The organism is Candidatus Hartigia pinicola (assembly GCA_020541205.1).
GTDB lineage: Bacteria > Pseudomonadota > Gammaproteobacteria > Enterobacterales > Enterobacteriaceae > Hartigia > Hartigia pinicola.
On the sequence record CP048208.1, the window covers coordinates 1,464,359 to 1,483,698 of the forward strand.

General features: G+C 27.2%; 4 protein-coding genes and 1 pseudogene. All 5 read left to right on the forward strand.

Features of this window, described 5'->3' with window-relative positions; genetic code table 11:
* Positions 1–8,761 precede the first annotated feature (8,761 nt).
* The 5 genes and pseudogenes from dsbA to miaA all read left to right on the forward strand — a co-directional run bounded on the left by dsbA (position 8,762) and on the right by miaA (position 19,122).
* Positions 8,762–9,385 carry a thiol:disulfide interchange protein DsbA gene (gene dsbA / locus GFV14_RS02735; RefSeq protein WP_457914142.1) on the forward strand — a complete coding sequence of 208 codons (624 nt, stop codon included), beginning with the start codon at positions 8,762–8,764 and terminating at the stop codon, positions 9,383–9,385.
* 357 nt (positions 9,386–9,742) lie between these two features.
* Positions 9,743–12,538: a DNA polymerase I gene (gene polA, locus GFV14_RS02740; RefSeq protein ID WP_457914143.1), complete on the forward strand. Its 2,796-nt coding sequence runs from the start codon at positions 9,743–9,745 to the stop codon at positions 12,536–12,538.
* Between the two features lie 1,933 nt (positions 12,539–14,471).
* Positions 14,472–14,922, forward strand: a pseudogene (gene tsaE / locus GFV14_RS02745) (tRNA (adenosine(37)-N6)-threonylcarbamoyltransferase complex ATPase subunit type 1 TsaE).
* 26 nt (positions 14,923–14,948) lie between these two features.
* The gene (locus tag GFV14_RS02750; RefSeq protein WP_457914144.1) at positions 14,949–16,241 is read left to right on the forward strand and encodes an N-acetylmuramoyl-L-alanine amidase; all 1,293 of its coding nucleotides are present in this window, start codon (positions 14,949–14,951) and stop codon (positions 16,239–16,241) included.
* Between the two features lie 1,921 nt (positions 16,242–18,162).
* A complete protein-coding gene (gene miaA, locus GFV14_RS02755) occupies positions 18,163–19,122 on the forward strand; it encodes a tRNA (adenosine(37)-N6)-dimethylallyltransferase MiaA (protein WP_457914145.1) in 960 nt (319 codons plus the stop codon).
* The last annotated feature ends 218 nt before the right edge of the window (positions 19,123–19,340 follow it).

Here is a 19,340-nt window from a genome sequence, read left to right on the forward strand (position 1 = left end):
TCATCTCAAGTGGCAACTATTCACCTGATCATAAAACAGCCGTAAAACGTTCATTCAAAAATGCTTATAGGTATTATTATCTTTTGAACAAAAAATTCCTATGATCCATAGTACGCCATGGAAAATAAAATACCCGTTTTTATTGACTTCCTAATCTCTATTGTCGTTATTTTTCATTAATTTAATAAAACATCACATTAACCTTACTCTTGCAAGAAAATATGTTTTTCTATAGACTTTAATGATATTTCTGTCAAGTGAAACAATCTCTACACTAACTACTCTACCAATACGTTTATTTATTGTATATCTTGCATAATTTTCTGTTTGTATTATACTAAGGTTTTAGAAAAAATTTTATCTAAAAGATCTGTGTTATTTTTTTTAAATGATTTTTAATTGAATAACTTAGTCACTATTTCTCAATATTTTAGCTTAATGAAAAATCTTTTTAAAACTTTTCTTAGCGTATTTAAAACTACAAAATCGATATTAATCAGTTTGTTTTTATTTATTTAATTTTGCCTGATATTAACGTCTTACTGCTTAATAAAGCTTGTCATTTTATCCTTTATGTAGATAAACATCTTATCACTTAACCATAATACACTCATTTAGTCATGTATTGTAATATTATTATTTAAGTTTATTAACTATATTTTAGTAACTAATTTTCGTTGGTAATCTACTCGTCTCCTGACTAAGTTTATTTTGTATGATGAAGTGTCAATTTTATGCATTACGTTCTCCTTTAACATAGGACTAACACTTAATATGGGAAAAACATTGACACTAAAACATATTGCACTGTACTATCACTTCTTCAAATAGATTAATGCAAAACTAGTATATTAAATCCAGCACCCATGATCTTTATAAAGAATATTTACTAACCATTAATGGCAATATTTATTGCCCTGGGTCAGTTCTTGCATACTATCAAGCTATTGAAATTATTTTGTTATTACTATAGATTACCCTAATATTTCCATCGGCTTTTAAAAATGCATTAATACTTTCAGTACTATTTAATGTATTACCAACAACTACCTAAATGCTTTTCTAACATTTTTCTCACGGTGAGATATTAATTTAGGCACTGATATGATTTCGTAGCAATAAATACATTTAACAAATTATTTAAAGTTAATAGTCAATCATCAGGCCCTGTGTCTTAATTAGTTTTTTTCTAAAAAGGGCTACATTTTAATCGACGAATGTTCTTTATTTAATACAATAGATACAATAGGAACAATCATTACATTCACCATGATTGAATATATTATTCATCCAGAGTTGTATAAAATAAGATCAGAATCATATATCCTTATTGATTTCTTAAATATCTACTATGAGCGTAATAAAATGATAGGTGACTTCATTTGTCGAAAGACTAATTATTTCAGAAGGTATTACAAAACAATTTTCTTACTGGCTTTTCTTGAACACTACAAAAGTCTTGAGTTTCTATAGAGGCTACTGTATAATGTCTAGCATGTTAGTTGATTAGATTTTTATGACACACCAATTTTTATGGTAACCGAAAAAATGATTAAACTATTTTCAAAATAGGTAAGAAGTAACGTATGCTTCCTTATTTTAGTTAAAATTTTCTGTATAAGAACCGAATAATCTAGAGATCATTATTGACAATCATAATGCCAATATACTAACGCCGTTCTTATATCGATTTATCTTACGCGCTTTATTTCCAAGCACTTCTTGAGCCCAGGAAACGTCATTACTATCTACACCGCTTAATGCATATAGTATAAGTAAACCATAATACATTGTCGCAAACTATCTAATTTTCATATTAGTATCCGTTTTGTTATTATCAGAGTATCCGCGGACTGACACTCCCATTATCCAGGTAGCTAGATACAGTGTATATAACTGTCTCAGAGATTACTAGTCTGACCTTTTTGAAAAACTGGAACATAAATATATAATTTTGTAATGCTATTAAAATAGTTTAATTTAGATTTGTTATTATCTTACTAAATAACAGTATCAGACTGAATAGAGAGAGTATTTACATCTTCCTTACAACTAAATCCATGAGATATGCACTTCCTAAATGATAAATATAGATACACAGAGGTTTACATAATCAGAAAATTCTAGGCTTATATAAATTTAAGTATCGAAACAGTAAAAAACGCAATCTTCATTAAATCGCATAAAATAATAATCAAAAATCATATCTTTTAGTTATAAAAGCATCAAGACAAATAAATATTTTATATACATTATTATATATAAAATATTAATATTTTTATGTTTTTTAGAAAAAGACAGTTGATGGTTTTGATTAATTTATTAATCTATATTAATGTCAACTCAAATACGATACCGTCGTTTATCATCTCGTTGAACATTTAGTTATATGTTCTTTTCGCCTTGTATACTTATTTAATAGTGAAAGTGTGCATTTAAACAATGAAATTAAAAACTAATTTGATCGTTTTTGTATCATCAGTCAAGGACTGTACTACTGTCCAAAATAATATATCATTGTTTATTATTTATATGTAACACATCGTTAAAGTAAAAAAATAGCATTATTGTACGCTTGAACCTTCCCTGACCGGAAAAAGCATATTAACTTCTTTTTATTAAAATATTATTTAAATCTGTTTATGTAGTTTCAATATCACTCTAGAAACTATCATCTTTTCGATTATGGTAATTGATACTACCATATTTCACTTAATCAGGCGAATGTATACTCTAAGTCTATCTGTGATAATGATGGTTACACCGTAATGATTTTTCTTAGAGTGTATAGTTATTATATGTCCAACACTATCTTGTTTAATATAGATAATAAAAACGTCTTTAGTAAATTCTATTAATTATTTACGTTTGAGTCAATTTACTATGCCGGTATTTGTGCACAGCGCCACCTCGCCGTTAGTCCTGTTGATTTGGTAACACCGATTAGAAAGACTCATTAATATGTTATGCGAGCAATACAACTAAAGAAGAGCATTACAACCCTTCCGACCTAGAATACATTGTAAAAGTACCCGTAAGCTTCCAGATATTCTACTCCATATTGGTTGCACTTACTGCTAATAACATATCTATTTTCTGGTAAACAACAGTATTATTTATATTTTACTACTTACACAACGATTTTTGACCATAGACGCAATAAACTATACTTCCAGAATAGCTACAGAATTTTCATTAATAAAATCTCCTACTTAATAAAAAAAATAATGTTATTTTAAAAGGAATAACTGATAGTAACATCTACCTTAAAGATGCTTATCAGTAAGTCAAAACGAATATTAATAAATTTTTTATTAAGAATATTTATGATATATAGAGTTTTCTGATTTCTCAAAACTATACACATATCTGTTCTTAATCCTACTCTGCGTCTGACACGCTCAATTAGTGTAATATAATTAGGTTCTAGTAAAGAAGGTAATTCGCATAACGTATAAACTCCTATCATAAGTATAAAAAACCGAACTAAATGAGGAATGTACAATTATTAAAACTTAAAATAGACATCAAGTACAATTACGTGCTGATTAGCATTTCACAGACTATCTTTATCTTATCAGCTAAATTTTAACTATATTAGCTGATTTTTAGTTCTCAATAATCTCTACTTAGCTTCAGATATACTACATGCTCTACACACTGACTTCCTCAGTTGCATTTACTAAATTTTTTCGATACATGCTGTAAATGACGGTAAGGTAATTTTGATATCCTTAATTCTGGATCAGATTACTGTTAGCATCGTTCACCTGAAGTGATCGTTATCAACAGAACGTTGAGTAAGAATGTATCTACCAAAAACACTTACTAATACTCTGTTCCATATCACAAATAAAATATTTTTTACTTGAGATGCAGTCTAGTAGTGTTTTATCACTAACAACTAACAATATTAATAGATTACCATTTTCATTATTTCAAATAAAAGTCAATTCACTTCCTAATGCTTTTAAAAGTTTCAATAGACGGAGTTTCAAGAATAAATCAGCCTACAAAATTTGTAGCAGTATTTTAAGGCTTATAGCTGATAAAAAACTAAATTCTAGACGGTTGTATTACATACATCATAATTATCATGCAGTGTATAAATAATAACTAACATATATTATTCTTAATAGCATCTTACACCTTTCTATTGTAAAGCTCTCACACGCTTAATCATATGCTCTCGCAGTTTATAATAAATGCTTGCCTTGTTTAATCATTCTGCATGATACTAAAAAATAGTGATTTCCAGCTCATATTAATCCCAGTTTCTAGAGCGTGATCAGATCGCTCTCTTAAATAAAAATCTTTAAAAACGTAAGTTAGAAGATTCTTGATAAAAAGCTAACGTGTTAATATTAAAGTATTGACTAAGTGTTACTCTAAATTATTTAATTATATTTTACATCTTCAAATACGTTATGTGCTTAATCTTGTGTCATCACTGTGAGAAGATATTTTCATTGTTATTTTCTATCTCAGTGATAAGTAATGAGAAAGCAATATAATATTAATCTGGAAGCCACTATTATTATATATAAAAATTCTCCAGGTTATCCATACACTAAAGAAATAATGAAGGTAAAATATGTATTAAAAATACAATATTTTAATCTATAAGTTTACTTAGCTATCCTAGTAATTTTTTGATGTACAGTAAAAATTTCTAAAGTTCAAATATACTGTACACAAGTTTGACTTGAAATACATTACTTACTATTCATTATATTATATATTATCCGGAAAATACAACAATATAACATGCACATATTTACGAATAATAATATTTCCTACCAGAGCGTATTCAGTATAAATAATATATTTATTACTATTTTGTTAAGCTTTCTAATTTTTAAGGATCATACAAAAAAAGATCTAATTCACTCAAAGTATTGCTATTTACGAACGGTAAAGAGAGTATTATATTTCTTGTCTCCTGATGTTGTTTTATACTTCACTTTTTATCAAAAACATCTCTATCTCGTCATTAGTCTACATAAAATACCAATAAATAATTTAAAAACCGTATAATCAAAGAAATAATAATTGATATAAAGTCAAGGTGCTCACTGAGAAGCTTGTATTAATAGTATTATTGATGATTGTGTTTTGAGAGTTTAAACATCCCTTTCTACTTTCGGTTCATTTTATTGATTGATTTTCGAAGGGTTTTCTTAATTAAATATACATGAGTTATAGTTTAAAATTGAACTAGTATAAACATTACCATTCATTAACTTTCTGAAATACTTAAAAAATATTTTTAACCCGCAGAATCACCTGTAAAGACATAAGACACAAACGCACTTTCGATACTAACAGTTTATTTCTATAGTAATTTACTGTCTAATTTTTGAATAAAAATTAAATTATCTTTATGTGTTGCTTTTTTAAAATTATATTAATAAAGCATTCCTATTTACATTTCTCATTTTTCGTCTTTGATTGATAATGTTCGTAGAAAATTACCTGACGATTAACTACATCACACTTACCACCAAGTTACTTTGTCTTAATATGGTGCAACTATTAGCTGCAGAGGAATAGCTAAGCATAATCACATTTCAGAAAGGTACGAGAATATTAAAAAATTTTTAACTTTGAATAATTTTCTATAAATTCCCTGAAACTTCTTTTATCATATTCTACCGCTTGACTAGTGAATCTAACCTTCGTTACGATATTCTGTGCAGAGTAACTAGATTATTCTGTTGTAGTATAAAATATGGAAATTTTTTACTGAAAGACCTGGCAATTAGATTTATCCATTTTAGCTCTTCTTAACTATTTAGAAATTTAAAAAATTCCAGATAACACCTAGCTTATGCAAGTGTTCTTGACACCTTAAGCATAATCTGAATTAGAAGAAGGTCAATGCTATCTACTTAGCGATATCAATACTATTCTTAAATAAGAGTAAATTAACTCCTTACTATAATACGTTTTGTACTTTCACTAAAAAAGTACATTGCAATAGGTATTAAACATCACGTAACATATAGAATTTTCGCTGCTTTCCACATAACGTCATATATTACATATTAAATATATTAGTAATTTTGATGCAAGCAGAAAAACATTTTATACTTAACTGAACTTTTCACTAGAAATGAATCAAGCAATATATAAATAAGTCAAGAGCTCATATAAATTATTCATTTTCTAGTACACGTGATTCCATTTTCTCACTTATTAAATATTATATGATATAAAAAGTTCATTTTTAGTTTTAATGTTTATACTGTTTCCTGCTTTGACGATAGCGATTATTGATTGTATAAAAATAAATTTTTGTTAAACAGAGGTAAGTAATGTTATTAGAGCGATAAGAGGTTATTTTCTTTTAAGTTCGAAGCTAAAGTTAATGAACTTATTTTTATTAAAATAATAATATTACACATCATCCGTTATCTTTTAATAGAAAGTGAACATGCGTTAGCAGTGCTAATAATATGCAATCTTGTCTATCATGTTTTCTAGTATCGATAACACAGTTCTAAGTCTTATAAAAATATTGAAAAGCATGTATACGTTCACATCTCTTAGAAAAAGATTTATGATAAATATGAACTAGAATGCTTAATACAAATCTATTTATTAATAATTTATGTACAGCTGTATTAGCCATACGCTCCACCAGAAACTACTAATTAATATCGGTTTCACTCTGCTTGTAAAAACAACTTTAAAACTACTAGTAAATGACAGTGATAACTAATCACCTGTAATTCAGTTCACTTGAATCTAAAAAAATACTAAAATAAGCACTTCTAAATTAGAAAATACTACATTTTAATAAAGCAAGTGCACTTTCATGCAGAAACTCGATCTTGACTAGCCAGTAAAAAAATCACATTAAGTATTATACCCTTTACTAGGTGCTCATATTGACCTTTCATTGTAAATAAAACAATACATAATCTTTTCTTTCTTAAAAGTGTGTATGAGTAATTAAGTATGCAATGGTAATAAAAATGTTACATAGTTAATTCTCTTAATCATACAACAAAACTACATAATATTTTCTTGCATGAGATCTTATTCTGTTTTGTATTTTTCTACATAGTAAAAATACTAAATATTAAATTAATATAATTAAACCTTTAAATCTACCAAAATAGTATCGTTTGATCTCAGAAACTTTTGCTCAAACTATAAATTATATCAATATTATTCACGCTATTCATATTAATGATAATAAAAATAATATTAATTTTCTCAACTTTAAAAAACAAAATTCACTAAACACATGTTAATGCTAGCTCGAGAAAGTTGAACATGTTTTTTCATAGAGTTCATATTGTAAAGTACAAATATGTTGTAGTTTTCTCTAAAAATGAATAAAGAAGACATTTTTCTATTAAATAGTTTATAGATATTATAGTTGCACAAAATATTCTATACACATCCACTTTCCGAAAGATATACGTTTGAAACGTATTAACTAACCAACTTATTTTTTATTAATTGTTTTATTAAAATATTTCTAAACTAATCATACTATTAGAGGTGTTCTTACATTAATCAAGAGACATAAGTAATTATATTTAAAAAATCTTATATTAACTTTAGCTTTACAATAAAATCAACTAAGATTAATAAAAATTTATGATAAACTTTATATTTTATAAATGTTTATTTTTATACGAACTTAAATAAGTTACCTTTGCTCATGCTAAATACAACTTTTATTCCATTTAAACGAGAATAACACGATAATTTTAAAACTGCAATGCAATAATACTCATACTTTGCAAAAGATAAAGTAAGGATAAATAAAATTAAACATTTTAGTATTCATTATTTATAAAATCCCGCTTAATACTATTACTAAATAGTATCAAAAAAATATATTCTTTATTTAAAAAATAGGAAAATTAAATTTAGCGATAATAAAATTAACCACTTCTGATATCAGTACAATAAACATGAATTATTTATACTAAATTTTTATCACTTAAAAAGTTAGAATAATCAAACATTTAAAGAAAAGTATAATTTACTTTTAAGTTGTAGAGCACTAAATGACTCGTTATTCTATTTCTTGTTTTTATTTTCTGTAAAACTATTCAAGTTAATTAATTTTATTTATGTATATTTTCGAATTAAAAGATAGAGTACAATATAAAATAAATATTTTAATTAACGAATCGTTAATTTTTGATGAGACTTTAACTGTCAAATACGAAAAGAAATACTTTTAGTTTTTATTTTATATTAGTACGATGGAATCCTTTAATTAGAATAGAAACTTATGACGCAGATTACAATAATCACAATACAAAAAAAATTTTTAAATCGTTTGAAAATTGATTGTATTCTGATGATAATGAAATAGAGATTATCACCTTGGAAAGTTTTTTTGTTCAGGATAAGTTTTACTTTAGAGTCTTTTTTGATGCAGGTACTGGACCAACTATGAAATGTATAAATATTATTTAATATCTTGCATAAAAAATAATATACTTTCATATTTTACTTAAGTCTATAATGCATATTATAATTTTGATATAAACAGCTCAAACTCATTGCAATGCTAAAAAAATCAAAATGTTCACTGTTTATAATAAATTATGATTTTTAATAAGATCCTTATTTTCCTAAAAATGTTTCATAAAAGTTAATTTAATGAATGGTTTTAAAAAAAATGAATATATTTTATATTAATGCAATATAACATCAAACAACAGTCGATGTTCAATGCAATAAATACTTTTGATAAAAAGTAATTTTATTTTTTTGGAGAATATTATATATGAAAAAAATTATATTAGCTATAATAGGTATAACTATGTCATTTTTAGCATCTTCAGGCAATTATTTAGAAGGAAAAGAGTATGCTAAAATTCAACCGTCAGAAAAAAGTCTACCACAGGTCTTAGAATTTTTTTCTTTTTACTGTTCACAATGTTATCAATTTGAAAATATCTATAAAATACCGAAAACAGTAGAAAAAAACTTACCTGAAGGCATAAAGGTAGAACGTTATCACATTGATTCCTTAGGACCACTAGGTCCTTACTTAACACAAGCTTGGGCAGTTGCGATAGCATTAAAAATAGAACAAAAAATCCTTCCAATCTTATTAGAAAAGATTCAAAAAACTCAACTAATTAATACTCCTGAAGATATCCGTAACACTTTTATGACATTAGGTATTAGCGGTGAAGAATACGATGCAGCATTAAATAGTTTTATTGTTAAGTCCTTAGTAGTTAAACAAAAAAATGCAGCAAAAAAATTAAAATTACGCGCCGTTCCAACTGTGTTTGTTAATGGTAAATACCAAATTTGTAACAACAGTATTGAAGTTAAACACGATACTGATTATGGTAAAGAATTCTCAAATATTGTAAACTACTTGATTAACAAAAAATAGTTTAAACTTATGGCGGCGTGATTCGCCGTCATCTTTCACGATCCTTTTTAAGATAATCAAGATCTACAAACAATTAAACAGATTTTCCTCAGATGAATTTTATGTATATTTAATTTGTTTATTATATTTAAATTATTTATATCTTTTCTTTGTTTAATAAAAGATATAATACTATTTTAACTACGGAGTTATTAAAAAATTGTCTAAAAACCACTTCTTTCGAAACATAAATAATATATTTTACGAATTAAAATTTTAAACTAAAATAAATAATAAAATATAAAGAACACGTGTATCTAAATATATATTATGGCATGCTATCAATATTCATTCCAATCACAATGATGATGAGAGATTATGACTAAAATAGCAGAAAACCCATTTATTTTAGTAGATGGTTCATCTTATCTATACCGTGCTTATCATGCATGTCCATTAATGACTAATACTGCTGGTGAATCAACCGGAGCAATGTATGGCGTGATCAACATGCTACGTAGCTTACTTGTACAATACAAACCAAGTCATATGGCTGTTGTTTTTGATGCAAAGGGTAAAACCTTTCGTGATAAACTGTTTCATGGTTATAAATCCCATCGCCCTCCCATGCCTAATGATCTCCAAGAACAAGTAGCGCCCTTACATAAAATAATTAAAGCAATGGGACTACCATTGCTAGTAGTTTCAGGTGTCGAAGCTGACGATGTAATCGGTACACTTGCACAACAAGTTAGTCTAAAAAATATACCCGTATTAATCAGCACGAATGACAAAGATATGGCGCAACTGGTTGATCCACATATTACTTTAATTAACACAATGAATAATACAATCCTAGACCCTAAAGAAGTTGAAAAAAAATATAGTGTTCCACCTGAGTTAATCATTGATTTTTTTGCATTAATGGGCGATTCTTCAGATAATATTCCAGGTGTTCCGGGAATTGGTCAAAAAACAGCATTGTCACTATTGAAAGGAATTGGAAATTTAGAAAAAATCTATAACTCTTTGGATAATATTGCAGCTTTAAAGTTTAGAGGTTCAAAAACCTTAGCTCTAAAAATGAAAAAAAATCGTGAATTAGCATTTCTTTCTTATCAACTTGCAACTATTAAAACAGATATTCATCTTAAAAAAAGCTATAAAGAACTTGCGGTAAAAGAATTAAATACTCATAAACTTTATCAATTATTTAGTCGTTATGAATTCAAACGCTTACTAACAAATATTGAAAGTGGAATTTGGATGAATAGCACACGAAACAATAGTACGACTCTACTAGAAAATACTGTTGAAAAAAATATCCAATCCACTGTTATCACTCAACCAACACTAAATACAAAAAATTATGAAATAATTTTAAAAAACATAGATTTTGAGCGTTGGTTAGAAAAGCTAGCGTCAGCTCCAATGTTTTCTTTTAATACTGAAATAGATAGTCTAAGCAGACAAGAAGCGCGTTTAGTTGGGATATCATTTTCCATAAAGCCAGGTCATGCAGCCTATCTACCAATAGGTCATGACTATATTAATGCACCTGTTCAGCTACCTATAGATAAAGTGATGACTGCAATAAAGCCAATACTGGAAAACAGACAAATATTAAAAATTGGTCAAAATTTAAAAAATCATGCAAAAATTTTAGAAAACTATAACATTAAACTTCAAGGTATTGAATTTGATATTATGCTAGAGTCCTACATATTAAGCAATCTAGCAGTTATGGAGCATGATAATATTAGTATTCTTGCTAAACGTCATTTGAATTATAAAACAACCTCTCTTGAAGACATCGCGGGAAAGAATAAAATACAACTAACATTTAACAAAATTACCCTTGAAAAAGCTGCAAATTATGCAGCAGAAAATACCGCTGTAACTTTATTACTACATAAAATTCTTTTCCCTAAGCTTGAAGCAAAGCCAAAGCTAGCTAAAATCTTCCGAAATATTGAAATGCTATTAGTACCTATATTAATAAAAATGGAACGTAAAGGCGTATTAATTGATGCTACTCTTTTAGCCTCACAATCTAAAGAAATTCAGAAGAGTTTAATGAAACTAGAACAAGAAGCCTTTGAATTGGCAGGGGGAAAATTTAATCTTGGGTCACCACAACAATTACAGACCATTTTATTTACAAAACTAAAATTGCCTATTATAAAGATAATGCCAACTGGGCGACCTTCAACTAATGAAAACGTTCTTGAGCAACTTGCACTGTACCATACATTGCCTAAATTATTGTTAAAATACCGTAATCTTTCAAAACTAAAATCAACCTACATAGATAAATTGCCGTTAATGATCAATTCAAAAACCCAGCGTGTACATACTTCTTATAAGCAAGCTGTTACTGTAACCGGCCGCTTATCTTCACGTGATCCTAACTTACAAAACATTCCAATCAGAACAGAAGCAGGACGCCAGATTCGCCAAGCCTTTATCGCCCGTAAAGGATATAAAATTATGTCCGCAGACTATTCTCAAATCGAACTTCGCATTATAGCACATTTATCACAAGATATAGGGTTGTTACATGCATTTTCTGAAGATAAAGACATTCATAAAATTACTGCTGCTGAGATCTTTGATCTGTCAATTAATGATGTAACTAATGAACAACGACATAGTGCAAAAATAATTAATTTTGGTTTAATTTATGGCATGAGTGCTTTTGGATTATCTCGCCAGTTATCTATTGCACGTTGTGAAGCAAAACGTTATATAGATCTCTATTTTGAACGTTACCCCGGTGTACTAAGTTATATGAAAAATACAAGTAATCAAGCTTCTGAAAAAGGTTATGTTGAAACTTTAGAAGGTCGTCGATTATATATTGCAAACATTACATCTACCAATCGAATACATTACAACACTGCAGAACGAGAAGCCATCAATGCACCAATACAAGGTACTGCAGCAGATATTATCAAAAAAGCAATGATAGCAATAGAAAACTGGTTAAAGGCAGAAAAACTTGAAACTGATATGTTGATGCAGGTGCACGATGAATTGGTTTTTGAAGTAAAAGAATCTGAAATTGATAAAGTTACACAAAAAGTTTGTGAATTAATGAAGCAAACCATAAAACTTGATGTACCATTAAAAGTTAATGCATATGTCGGAAATAACTGGGATGAAGCGCATTAAAATCTGTTAATATGTTCATGATTAATATTTATTTAAATTGAACATATTTGATTATTTAATAATACTAATATAATCTCAATGACAGATTTAGTAATTCTAATAAGAGTCTTAACTACTATAGATTGAATAATAAACTTCACGTCCTTTATTAAAAATACATAATAACTATACTGAGTATCACAAACATAATTACAAGAAAATTTTTTCACTCTTAAACATCATAATAGGAGTTATTTAAAATCTTACTTCAAACGTAATTCTTTTCATATATTCTATTAACATATATCTACAAAAATTACATATATTGAGAAGTATTAAATAAATGAAATCATGAAATAGTGAAATAGTAAATACTTACAGGTCGCAAATACACTTACTATTAGAAAATTAAATATTGTCATATATTTGTAGGTTTTGTATTTATTTACCCTATAAACAGTTTTGATTCAAACTGACTAAATGGTATTGTTTACAAAACAAGTAAATAATAATAGTAAAATATTATATACTTTAAAACATCATTAACAATGAAGTCAAACCTATTACAACAAGTATTAATATGATGAGATATTTTATTTGTAACAGATCAGCATGCTTATAAAACTGTAGTAATGATTAATAAACGCAAGAGTTTAAACCCCTATATAAACTCATAAAAGATTATTATATAATATAGATAAAAAGTTTTGATATTAAATGATAAATTGTGATAACAATTACTAATTGAATATAGAGCACTATAGTCAGAAAAAACTAAAATACAAACAAACAACTAACTAGCTAATGAGACTATATCAACATTCCTTTCATACGTAACAAATATGTTGAAATAACAATTGTATCAATAAAACATTTTCAAAAATGTATATTGTATACTAGGTATAATTATTTTTACTACAATAACAAAACATAATGAATGCTATCTCATCAATGTTAGACTACTTTCGGGATAAAGCCATCAACTGTGGATTAACTTAGCTGAAAATATTACTAAATACGGAAGAATTTAAAAAATTTTTCATATAATCTTTAAATTGTCAATCTAGAATTTATTGTGTTTATAGCGTGGAACAAATATTCAATAATTTTTAAAAAAATCACAATGTAACTGAACTGATTAAAATTAACATAGCTATTGTCTCCTTAATTATCTTTTTTGCAATGAAATAACATGCTAAATTTAAGAATAATTCACATAATAAAATAAAATTTTAAAAAAGTATGTTCTAAGAACATACGTAAATATGATCGTTCAGATTTTTCATATTTTTTAAAAATATCATCAGCTTAGTATATAAAATTAAGGCGGCTTATGTTAAGGTTAATTATCCTTCTGGAAATGTATACTTTTGTATCACAATCATTCATACACATATTAATGACATATCAAGTTCTAAAATATTATTCATTAATTCTAGATCTTAATATACCATGTCGATATACTTATTCTATATCACTATGGTGATATTTATGTAATAAAATTGTAAAGTATAGGTTCTTCAAATAAAAAGCCTCCATTGCAGACATTAATTTTTACAAGAAAATGAATTCCTAGAAGCCTTTTGATGAAATTTTTTAAAAAATTTACAGTAAGCAAGAATACTATTATATCTTATTGAATTATCATAAGTACTCTTAATATATATACCCTAATACTTTAATCTCTCTATAATTAATTATTAAGGAAAGATTAAATATTTTAGTTATCTAATTGATATTGATATTTATTTTATTATTATCGATTGATAATCATACTTTATTTATTACTTATTTAATATAATTTATCTTAAATGATATTAAATATATGTTATTTATTCTACGTCTCCGTTTAAAGAATTCTATAACATAAACAAAAAAATATAACAATTATAGATTGCTATTATTTCTAATAATATCGTTGATCTATTTTCTTATTAATTTAATTACATAATCCATGAAAAAACTGATTTTACAACTCGAAAGTGAAGAGAAAACTGTTTCGCTAGGTAAAATGATTGCAAGTTTCTGTAAAAAAAAGCTATTATTAATTTATATAGCGATCTAGGAACAGGGAAACAACATTTAGCCGTGGTTTTTTACAAAAATTAGGTTATGAAGGGCATGTTAAAAGTCCAACATATACATTAGTTGAATCTTATTACTTTCTTGATAAGAATATCTTTCATTTTGATCTTTATTGCTTAGTCGTTCCAGAAGAGCTAGATTTTATTGGAATCAGAGACTATTCTTCACAAGAATCTATCTGGTTAATAGAATGGCCGCAGAACGGTCAAAGTTTTTTACCCAAAGCAGATCTTGAGATTTACCTTACTTGCCAATATGAAGGACGTCAAGCTGAATTGATTGCTTTCTCTAAAAACGAAGAATCGTTGTTAGAAAAATGACAAGTAATTTAAGGAAACTTTTACTCATGATGAACACATTAGCAATGAATATCATAAAAAAAAGTATATTTTCCTTCTTATGTATTTTAATAACTTTATCTTTATGCTTTCTATCTCAAGTAGTGCAAGCTACTACTAGAGCAGATATTCACGTTGATTATCATCTTTCAAAAGCACAGATCACATTAACTATCTCAAATGGTAGGCCTGATTATAAATATTTTTCTTTACATTCACCAGAACGACTTGTCATTGACATCAAACAAAATGTTAAGATTATTAAATTACCAATAAAAATACCATCAGGAAATCTAGTTAAAGTAGTACGCACTAGTCAATCCCCGAATAAAAATAATAAACGAATCGTATTGGAATTATCCAAATCAGCAAAGATACAAGCTTCTCTTAAACAAGTTTCTGGACAATATCGAGTTGTATTTAGTCTTTTTTCCACTAAAAAAAAATCAGTATCTTTAAATAAAAAAGCTAAATCAATGCGAGCTATTAAAAAAAATGCATTACCATCAACACAAAATAAATTACTTAAAATAAAAATGTCAACAGTAGCACTATCACCAATTAAAACAAATAAAAAAACATTACAGAGTTCTAAAAAAGTGATAATTGCTATTGATGCAGGACATGGAGGTAAAGATCCTGGTGCAATTGGTAATCATGGCTATTCTGAAAAAAATGTTACATTAAGTATCGCTAGAAAATTATATAAAAATCTTGCGTTAAATCCAATGTTTAAACCAGTCCTAACACGCAATGGTGACTATTTTATTTCAGTAAGAAAGCGTTCTGATGTCGCACGTAAGAAAGATGCTAATATGCTAATTTCTATCCATGCAGACTCTGCACCAAACAGGAACGTTCGTGGAGCTTCTATTTGGGTACTCTCTAATCGTAGAGCTCACAATGAATTAGGTAACTGGCTCACACAACATAAAAAACAATCTGAACTACTAGGAGGCGTAGGAGAAGTATTAAGTAGAACTGATCCTTATTTAAGTAAAGTTATGCTAGATCTGCAATTTGGTCATTCTCAGCGTGTTGGTTATAATATGGCCCTCAAAGTTATTCAACAACTTAAGAAAATCGGAAATATTCACAAAAGTAGCCCGGAACATGCTAGTCTAGGCGTATTACGTTCACCTGATATTCCATCGTTTCTTATTGAAATAGGTTTTATTAGTAATGCTATAGAAGAAAAACTGCTAAAATCTAACCGTTATCAAAAAAAAATAGTTGAAGCAATTCATCAAGGATTAAGAGAATATTTCCTTGCTAATCCTTTACAAACTTATCTAAATTAAAAGATAAGGTAAGAAGGTTAATATAGATATTATCGACTCAACTAGCCCATCAAATTTAGGCCAGTGAATTCATCGCAAGATCTTATTATCCGTATTAAAAACTAACTGAAATAGAATCAATGTTAGAGTAATTAATATTCAAGATAGTAATATGAAATTAATTCCTATTCGAAACAATAAAATAGTGTGAAAAAATAATAAGTGAGATACTTTAAATCGGCATACTACAAGTACAATAATACCGATCGATAATTTTGAAGCTATTATAATCACTGAGTTTCATAAAAAAACGTTAGTAAATAGATTAGTTCTGTTTCTTATTTTCTTTTGACCTCAAAATCAATGCAATAAGGTAATACATATAGAAACTCTTCACTGAAAAATGAAATATGACAGTGGTTGTAAAAACAATGTCTTCTCTCACCTATACACAAGTTTAGATACTTGATATATTTTATAATATACCAATACATAGTATATTTATACGAACTGAAAATGAAATTTAGTCATATTAATGAAATTATCTGACATATAGCACTTGCTCCTCTGAATATTACGATGAATTTAAATAATACTTGTACACCTCATGATAAAACAAAGAATTAAACTTGATTAAGCTACAAATGTGCTATTAAGTTTATACAAAAATACTAGTGAGCTCTTGGTAAAATACTAATATATTTATTAAAATACTAGAATATTGTTTTTAAATAACTCCATTAATAATATGTAATATTATTATATAAATAGACTCATTATGCTATAATCAGTGAATTAACGAAATCATTCAACGAAATTATGAAAATCACTTTCATAGTAAATAACAAGCAGAATATATAATCTATTGGACTATTAATTTTCAATAAATTAATCTCAATGTCTACTCTATAAAACACGCGGAACTTCTCTTATCTAAAAACAAATATATTAGTTTATGTATCAAGGTATAAAACATATTTAAGTATATAATTGTACCGAGTAATTCAAAAAAATGAAGCTTATAATATATACACTAACAATCATGCTTCTTTAAGTAATAACTATTTTGTTTACACCCCAAAAATAATAACCGTCTATACACATTACATAAAAATGCACATAGACATAAAAGTTAATATTTTTTTCTAGATATAAATAACCTGATTCAATTTTATCCATTACTGTAAAGTCATAACAAAACAATAATAACTTTAAATCCAAAAAAAACTCATTTCAACTTTTATTAGTTAAATTATAATCGAGGAAAAGAACTACTCCATCAAAGATGAATGTTTTTCTATTAAAAAATAAATAATATAAATTTTTATTTCTAACGAAAGAAATGCTAAACTCTCAATAATTTCTTTTTAATCAGTGACTAAAAAGATCAATAATTACTTATTTAGAGAAATTTTCACGCGTTATTTAAAAAAATAACATAAATTGAATCCTAATTAAAATTCATCTTCTTATCCTTAATAAAATCACATTACCTCTTGAGGTTACTGAAATTCTCGTCTAATTGTAAGATATTAAAATTTTAAACGTCATTAACTCCGCTTCAGTTCTCACTTAAGTCTACTAGAATAATAATTGTTAAGAAAAACAATAAACTGTTGACATTATTTAATATTAAAGACACGATGCTCTCATAAAGAGGCAATTACTTATGTAATCTCGTTTCCATTAAAAATCTAAAATTTATTCTGAATTTTTCTAATTTTCTCGATTGTTTCTCAGAAAAAAAATAATTATTTATTTTAATCTTATTAAATAATTCATGTACAAACTTTCACTAGGAGAATGATAAAAAAATTAAAGTTAAGCAAAAGTGGTGCAGTTGTTCAAAGAACTTAACCTGCTTTTCTATCAACTTATTAAAAACCTTCACTAAAATTATTATCGTTCATTCATTGATAATCTCTAGTAGCTATATTAACGCATGAGTACTTTAGTAACTCCAAAAAAACCGGATGTCATATTCTTAATGGGGCCTACAGCCTCAGGTAAGACTGCATTAGCAATCACCTTATATCAATACTTACCAGTAGAGGTGATCAGTGTCGATTCTGCATTGATCTACCGTGGTATGGACATTGGTACAGCGAAGCCAACATCAGAGGAACTTACCCAAACTCCTCATCGCTTGATTGATATTCTTGATCCCTCAGTACCTTATTCTGCTGCTAACTTTCGACAAGATGTATTACAAGAAATGAATGAAATTATCGCTAAAGATAAAATTCCATTACTGGTAGGCGGTACAATGCTTTATTTCAAGGTATTGCTAGAAGGACTATCACCGTTACCTTCTACTGATCCTGATATTCATGCCGAGATTGAATTAATAGCAAAAAAACAAGGATGGTCTGAAATTCATCGACGTTTAGGATTAGTCGACCCACTAGCCGCCGCTAGAATTCATCCTAATAATTCACAAAAATTATCTCGTGCTTTAGGGGTGTATCTCATTTCAGGAAAAACTTTAACTGAAATGACGAAAATAACGGGTGAAAAATTACCTTATAATGTTTTTCAGTTTGCTATAACACTTGAAAATCGTAAAATTCTACATCAACGTATTGAGAAACGCTTTTATCATATGCTCGATTCAGGTTTTGAGGAAGAAGTTCGTGCTCTTCATAAGCGTAGTGATTTACATATTAATTTACCCTCTATTCGTTGTGTCGGATACCGGCAAATGTGGTCATATTTAGAAGGAAACATACAGTATAATGAGATGATTTATCAGGGACTTTGTGCAACACGACAACTAGCTAAACGACAAATGACCTGGTTAAGAAACTGGGGTAACATTCATTGGTTAGATAATGAACAATCAAAGAAAGCACTTAAAGTTGTTATGCAAACTATCACTTTCAATAATTCAAATCGCATTTAAATAAAAACCTAAAATAATCTTAGGAATAATATAAAAACTGACGTAACTTAAGTGACTAAATAGTAACTAAATAATGGTAATATCCATTATAACTTAAAGTATCAGTAGTGTATTACTATATAAAATATTACTTATGTATGTAATTAAAAACCTTCAGTACAATGTTTTAAATAACTAATTTTTTAAAATTATAAAGGTCTTATTTAAAAATAATAAAA